Annotated in this window: 8 protein-coding genes; 2 read left to right on the top strand and 6 right to left on the bottom strand. The window is 56.5% G+C overall.

Annotation, left to right across the window (positions count from 1 at the left end):
• Nucleotides 1-535: 535 nt before the first annotated feature.
• Nucleotides 536-1,333 carry a helix-turn-helix transcriptional regulator gene (locus JJB74_RS28655; RefSeq protein WP_200597973.1) on the bottom strand — a complete coding sequence of 266 codons (798 nt, stop codon included), beginning with the start codon at nucleotides 1,331-1,333 and terminating at the stop codon, nucleotides 536-538.
• 377 nt (nucleotides 1,334-1,710) lie between these two features.
• Between JJB74_RS28655 and JJB74_RS28650 the strand changes: the two genes are divergently transcribed.
• Nucleotides 1,711-1,980, top strand: a complete 270-nt coding sequence (locus JJB74_RS28650) for a hypothetical protein (protein WP_200597972.1) — start codon at nucleotides 1,711-1,713, stop codon at nucleotides 1,978-1,980.
• Nucleotides 1,981-1,991: 11 nt separating this feature from the next.
• Complete coding sequence (locus JJB74_RS28645) at nucleotides 1,992-2,297, top strand: hypothetical protein (RefSeq protein WP_200597971.1); 306 nt, start codon at nucleotides 1,992-1,994, stop codon at nucleotides 2,295-2,297.
• A gap of 207 nt (nucleotides 2,298-2,504) precedes the next feature.
• Here JJB74_RS28645 and JJB74_RS28640 read toward each other — a convergent pair whose 3' ends face one another.
• From JJB74_RS28640 to JJB74_RS28620, 5 genes are all read right to left on the bottom strand, one after another.
• On the bottom strand, nucleotides 2,505-2,951 hold the full coding sequence (locus tag JJB74_RS28640) for a universal stress protein (protein WP_200597970.1): 447 nt from the start codon (nucleotides 2,949-2,951) through the stop codon (nucleotides 2,505-2,507).
• Between the two features lie 210 nt (nucleotides 2,952-3,161).
• Nucleotides 3,162-4,424: an HD-GYP domain-containing protein gene (locus JJB74_RS28635; RefSeq protein ID WP_200597969.1), complete on the bottom strand. Its 1,263-nt coding sequence runs from the start codon at nucleotides 4,422-4,424 to the stop codon at nucleotides 3,162-3,164.
• 59 nt (nucleotides 4,425-4,483) lie between these two features.
• Nucleotides 4,484-5,197 carry a cytochrome b/b6 domain-containing protein gene (locus tag JJB74_RS28630; protein WP_200597968.1) on the bottom strand — a complete coding sequence of 238 codons (714 nt, stop codon included), beginning with the start codon at nucleotides 5,195-5,197 and terminating at the stop codon, nucleotides 4,484-4,486.
• Nucleotides 5,169-5,654: a diheme cytochrome c gene (locus tag JJB74_RS28625; RefSeq protein WP_200597967.1), complete on the bottom strand. Its 486-nt coding sequence runs from the start codon at nucleotides 5,652-5,654 to the stop codon at nucleotides 5,169-5,171. The genes JJB74_RS28630 and JJB74_RS28625 overlap by 29 nt, the downstream gene beginning before the upstream one ends.
• A gap of 36 nt (nucleotides 5,655-5,690) precedes the next feature.
• Nucleotides 5,691-6,116 (bottom strand): DUF1924 domain-containing protein, encoded by a 426-nt coding sequence (locus JJB74_RS28620; RefSeq protein ID WP_200597965.1) that lies wholly within the window; start codon nucleotides 6,114-6,116, stop codon nucleotides 5,691-5,693.
• Nucleotides 6,117-6,150 lie beyond the last annotated feature (34 nt).

The raw sequence follows: 6,150 nt of genomic DNA, 5'->3' as shown, positions 1-6,150 counted from the left end.
CTTTTATAACCGCCAGCGGCGTCACTCACGCCTTGGCTACGTTTCGCCAGCGCAGTTCGCTGGAAACATCAGCAAAACCACGCTGGCCGCTTGAAACGGCAGTGTCCATTATTGACAGTACACCTCATCCTGCCTACCGCCAGCTCCGGGGGACATCGAGAAACGGTTTAGTAATTATGTTTTGTCTCACTCCAACCACTCCATGTGCGCGTCATCATACATGACAGCAGTGGTTCGAGAAGGCTCTGTGCGCTCAATTAAATCAGGCGCACCAGAGATGCACGCTGTCAATCATGCATAAGAAGAACCCGCGCCGTTTTCACCCTATCATCCAAGGTCAGTTTATGGCCGCGTGCTGCCCAAGTTTGTGAGCGCACAACCGACCCATTGCATACATTGCCTTGCTTATTGCTTAGTCTATTTAATGCGTGAAAGTATTCTACGAAGATCGTCTTCGCTTCCTCCTCGGCTATAACATGAGCCTCGCGCCCGTTAAATTCCCACCATGAGCCGTACCATTCCCGGCAACAAACGCTTATGAACAGCGCCGAAACACGCCCGGCGTGACGCCCGCTGCGCGATGAAACGTACGGCTGAAATTTGATAGATCGGCGAACCCAGCGCCGTATGCGGCATCTGTCACACTGCAGCCGTCATTGAGCAAACGCGCAGCTTCCTGCAATCGGCAGCGCAGCAGATACTGGTGGGGACTCACGCCGAGCACGCGCTGGAACATGCGAAGGAAATGGTACGGGCTCAGATTGGCTTGGGCCGCTGCGCTGTCAAGCGTGATATTTTGCCCAGCATTGGCGGCTATCCACATGGCAGCTTTGACTGCCCGTCGCTCGTCCTGAGCACCGACTCCAGGCGCAGATGGCGTGTAGCAGCTGATGAGTCTGGCGAAGCGGTTCGCGAAAACATGAGCAAGTTCATCGACCGCCAGGCCAATTCGTCCTGTGGCTGCGGCGTGAATCTGTTCACCGAGTAGCATCAGCGCGCACAGTGGTGGCACTGCGCCCAAACGCCAGACGCTTGCCCGTAATGCGGTCTCTGACACGAAGGCGGGTGACAACTTGAGCGATATGCATTGATCACCGCAATCATGATGGTTATGGACGCAGCAATGCTCGTCGCCGGTGCAACCGATCATCGTGGCGCCCGGAACCAGTTCCTGCCTCGTGCCGCGAGAGCGTAAGCCAAACGATCCACGTCGCACTAGCGACAACGAGTGCTGCTCATGGTATTCGGTGAAAGGTTTATCGGTAGAGCTCGCGCTGCAACGATACTCAAACACCGAGATCTGTGGTGAAGCAAACCAGAGCGTGATGTCCATGGCGACGTCCCATACGAATCTAACGCGCAACAACTGCTTACGGGCCCCAAAGCAATGGGATGTGCACCTGATCACTATCGAGACCGGATATTCTTTCGAGTTCTGAACCCCGCTCCGTGACTACGTACTCGAACTTTCCAAATTTCATCTCAACATGGGGCGTCCCATCGTGCTGGGGTGTCGTATGAAATGTTTTTGTAGTACGGTTCTGCATCAAGGCGCGCAATCATTAAGCGAAATTCTGCCTCAAGCGCAGATAAGGTCGTTCTTCCATCGTAAATCGTCTCAATGACAGTCATTCGGTGAGGACCACTGGAGGTCTGCTCCTGGCAGGCTATTGCCGAAGCAGAGAGGCCAAGTCCGGCCCCAAGGAGAAGTTGCATGCGCTGAACAAAATGTCCGGAACGCAGCAGAAAGCAGACGTACGTCCCAAACATGAGACCAACGATATCAGCGGCATCTGGAATGCACCGTTGATTGAAGAAGCTCCCGCCTTGTTCGTTTCCCTCCAGTCGCTTAAGGATCCGGCCTATACCGGCGATCCCACGGCGGAAGTGCTAGCCTTAGTCGATGGCGCTTTGTTTTCGCGATGGATGGAGAAAGTCGACGGTACGCGACCTTCGGACTACGCACCTTCAAGAACATGATCGAAACGCGCATGCTCGCGCAATTCGAACGGCATTTCCCCGAACTGGCGCCGATGATCCGGTTTCATGAGCTGGCTACACCAGTGACCCAACATCGCTACGTCCGTGCTCCGGCAGGAGCGATCTACAGTATCGAACGGAGCACAGACCAGCTGGTAGGCCAGGCCCTCCGAGTACGCACACCCGTTCCAGATCTGCTGCTTGCTGGACAGAATAGCTTCGGCCCCGGCGTGCCGGGAGCCTTCGACTCCGGCCTCTGTGCGGCAGCGGGAGTAGAACCATCACTTTCGCAACTGCTGCTGAGTGCCCAGAGCTAGAAACGTGGCAGCGGCCACAATGGCATCGATCGAGCAAGTCGGCACAATTGGCAGATAGTGTTTCGAATCGGTCGTCCTTTTGCTCCTGGCCTCAGCTATAGACACGTTTTGTACCTTGCCATATCGGCTGATGCCCGTCCGCCATATTGGCGACATGGCGCAATCTGTTTTTGTCGATGTTGACAGCTACCCGGGGGCTTCGCTGGCTCATTCGCTCCTTATGAGGAGCAAAGGTTTGTTCGAAATACGCGCAATCTGTTCGGCTACACTGCCTAAAAACACCCTGCTTGTCCCTCGCCGACCATGCGTACCTGCCACAAGAAGGTCGGCTGGCCAAGCGTCTGCTTCCTGTACGATGAGTTGCGCGACTCGATTGCCAGGCGTACTGTTTTCGAGCTGGCTGATCTCAGCCGGGACTCCAGCGTTCGCGGCGGCGCGCCGTGCACCGTCAAGCAGCTCATGCCCCTGCTTTAACAGTGAGGCCCAGATATCCGAAGATGGGCCGATATACTCCGGGTAAATCATGCCGGCCAAGTCGACGACATGCACGATGCGGAGCTGGCCTCCTGAGTTCTTTGCGAGCTTTAGTGCCTCCTTCAATGCCCGCTCAGAGGTTGCGCTTCCATCAATGGCTACCAAAATACGCTTGTACACGGTTTGACTCCTTTCCACTGGGTTGAACCCGCTTTGCTGTACACCGCGCATTCAATCTCAAATCTGCTGGATTGCCGAGCCTTTCCCAGAAGTGCAGCCGCGGCCGGATTCAGTGTCGCGACATCGTTTATGAGGCTCGTTTCACCCTGGCTAGTCTCCATGCCGTCCATTCAAGAATGCACGGAGCCACATTGAGAATTACTCTCTCGACTAGAGTCCAAAATAAAACCTCAGACGCTCCTCCATCAACTGCCAAGCTTTCTCTTCGCTGCAAGAGGTCAACACGGTAAATATGTCTTCAGCAATCGGCCTGAAGGCAGCCATCACAGCGGGATCGAAATGGCCCCCCGTTTCCTTTTCCATCATTGACATCGTGGTCTTGAAGTCAACGCCTTTCTTGTAAGGACGCTCGGAGATCAATGCATCGAAGACGTCCGCTACAGAGAAGATACGCGCTGCGGGAGGAATTGCGTTGCCAGACAGCCCATGTGGATAACCGGATCCATCCCATTTCTCATGGTGGGCGGAAACAACGGACTTCGCCTCCCTCAACCATGCAATATCGGAAATCACATCTTCGCCGTGTGCAACGTGTGCGTGCATGATTCCCGCCTCACCCGTGTCCAAGCTGCCTGGTTTGCGCAGGATGGCATCGGGAATGCCAATTTTTCCGATGTCGTGCAGAAAACTCCCCACGATCAGCGACTGCATCTGCTTTGCTGAGAGGCCGAGACGCTCGCCTATGCGAGCCGCCACCCATGCCACCCGATAATTATGCGCACCTGTTTCGAAATCGCGCTTTGCGATAGCCCGACCTAATGCCTTGATCAGAGAGATATGTGCATCGAGGATTTCCTTGGCCTTGTGCTCGTTTTCAGCCGACAAGTGCATGACCACGGGATAAATGGCAGCACCGCACAGTAGGGAAGCAAGAGCAACCATCGATGCAGCGGCAAGCGCATTCTGAAGTATTTGTGTGCGCTGCCAAACAGGAATGATCCGCACTCCCTCGAAATAGCCGGCAACCTCCGCTGAGCCGCCCGCACCAACCGCGTGCAATGGCACAAACACCCTTAGCAGCCAGCGCTTGTCACTGAGTGTCAGGCTCTCGAAAGATGCTTCGTCCTTGTGCAGACGTGGATGCTCAGGAATCCGCTTCTCCACTTCACGGCCTTCGGGGGTCATTGCTGTCGCCAGTTTCTGTCCGGTTGCGTCATAGAGCTCCGCAATGTCGAACAAGCCACCGGCCAGCATATCAACACCCCGGCGAGCATGAGCCACGGCATCCGGACCTTTCAAATCCAGCGCGTCGGAATGACGCAAGAGCCGGCGGGATTCCTCTATCGCAAGCAGTACCGTGCCCTGCTCAGCCTTTCGATGCGCAACCAGCCAGGCGCCCGGACTTGCCACAGCTGCCAATAACGCACTGACCAGCGCAATCCGCACGGCAGTGGACTTCTTCATCGCATCCATTTCATTCCCTGTGCGAGGCAATGCACGTCGGCAGACACCCAGCCAAAGGGGACAAGGCGTCATCGTTCCATGCTTGTCTTCATCGAAATGGTCTGTCGATTTTCGGCGGGCGGCGCATTGTGCCATTGCAGCCACCAGAACCCCAGCACCGCGACCAGCATCAATGCAGCTACGCTGCGCCAAGCATGCCGGATGGCCTCTTCCGGCATGCCCCGTTTGTACCCGGTAAACATCGCGCCGATCAGGTTCTCGTGATGCAGCCAGCTGGAAAGCAGCACCGCCATTACATGAAGCCCAACAATGGCCAGCATGATGTTGGCGGCGGCTTCATGGATCTCTTCCAGCGCGTCCCCGCCAATGTCGTTGTACAGCGCCCAGCCTGACGCCGTCACAGCGAGCGCAAGTGTCAGCATTGCCACAATCGCCAGTGCGCCGGCTGGATTGTGCCCGACATAGTGTTCGGGACGCCGGCGAATCAGCCCACGCAGATAAGACCAGATGCGAGCCGGCCGTTGTACGAAGTCGGAAAAGCGCGCATAGCGCGTGCCGACAAAGCCCCAGACGAGGCGAAACACCACGAGGCCGCCCATCGTATAACCCAGGGTGACGTGCAGCAGACGCCAGCGTTCGCTTTCGGCAGTCAGGTAGGCACCTGCGAAGCTGAGAACCGTGAGCCAATGGAACACACGGATCGGCATATCCCAAACCAGTACCCTCACCGTGCCGGCCGTGCTGGAGCGGGCATTAGCGGGGGATGCGGACAAATCGTTCACTGAAATCTCCTTGTTCCGCGCGGGTGTGGCATGCCGCGCAATTGGACGCGCTCTTCACTGCCGGCAATTTCCATGTCGCCGCCGAAACTTCGTGATGCTCCTTGACGAACCAGCTTGACCGGGTGATCCGGTCCTCGGGCGGACGCTTGCCGATATCCCTGCCGGTGCCGGCATGCTGCGTGAGCCAGGTCAACACCTGTTTCACGGTTTCGGGATCCAGGGAAGCGTCGGCGCCAAAATGCTGTGGCAGGCCATTCATGAGCCGCTGCCACGAGGCAGCGGGGAGCATGTCCGGCGGATAAGCGACATGGCAGGAAGAACATTCCTGCTGATACTTCGGCAGCAGTGCCACCGACTTCTCTCTGCCATCAGCATGAGCGGCAATCGAGGCCATGCCAAAGACGGAAAACAGACCGCAACCAATGAGCCGCAGGCAGAGTGGGGATGGAATGGTCATCACAAGGCCTCCATGAAGTAACGTAAGCAGCAATAGTCATGGCTTCAAGGTCAGAAGCCAGCTCAGTACATCAGCCTTTTCTGCAGCAGTGCATTCGCGACCAACTACATCATTACAATTGCGCCGGAACCATTTTTCGGTTTTCGCGGCATCGGTGAACCGCTCGGGGTTGAACGCTGGAGCCATCGGACCAATGGATTTGCCGGTGGCCGCATGCTTTCCGGGTTGCGTCGGCATCGAGCCGTGGCAGGATGCGCAGCTCCATTCACGGCCATGGCGTTGCGTAAAGAATTCCTGTCCGCGCGTTGGTTGCGGCGGGCTTCCCGCCTTGGCGGCATAACCGGATAAAAGGACATTGGGGCTTGCAGCATGGACGGTAACGGCCGCGAGCAGCGCCAGCGTTACGCTCAGCACTAGATCAATGCCTCGAACCAAAACACAGTGATTCGAAAGTGACTTCATAAAGCCTCCTGCAATCTCATCTTGCAGGGCAAAT

Source organism: Noviherbaspirillum pedocola, assembly GCF_016632335.1.
Lineage (GTDB): Bacteria > Pseudomonadota > Gammaproteobacteria > Burkholderiales > Burkholderiaceae_D > Noviherbaspirillum_A > Noviherbaspirillum_A pedocola.
Note: the sequence above shows the minus strand (reverse complement) of the source record. Positions and strands in the feature narration are given on the sequence as shown.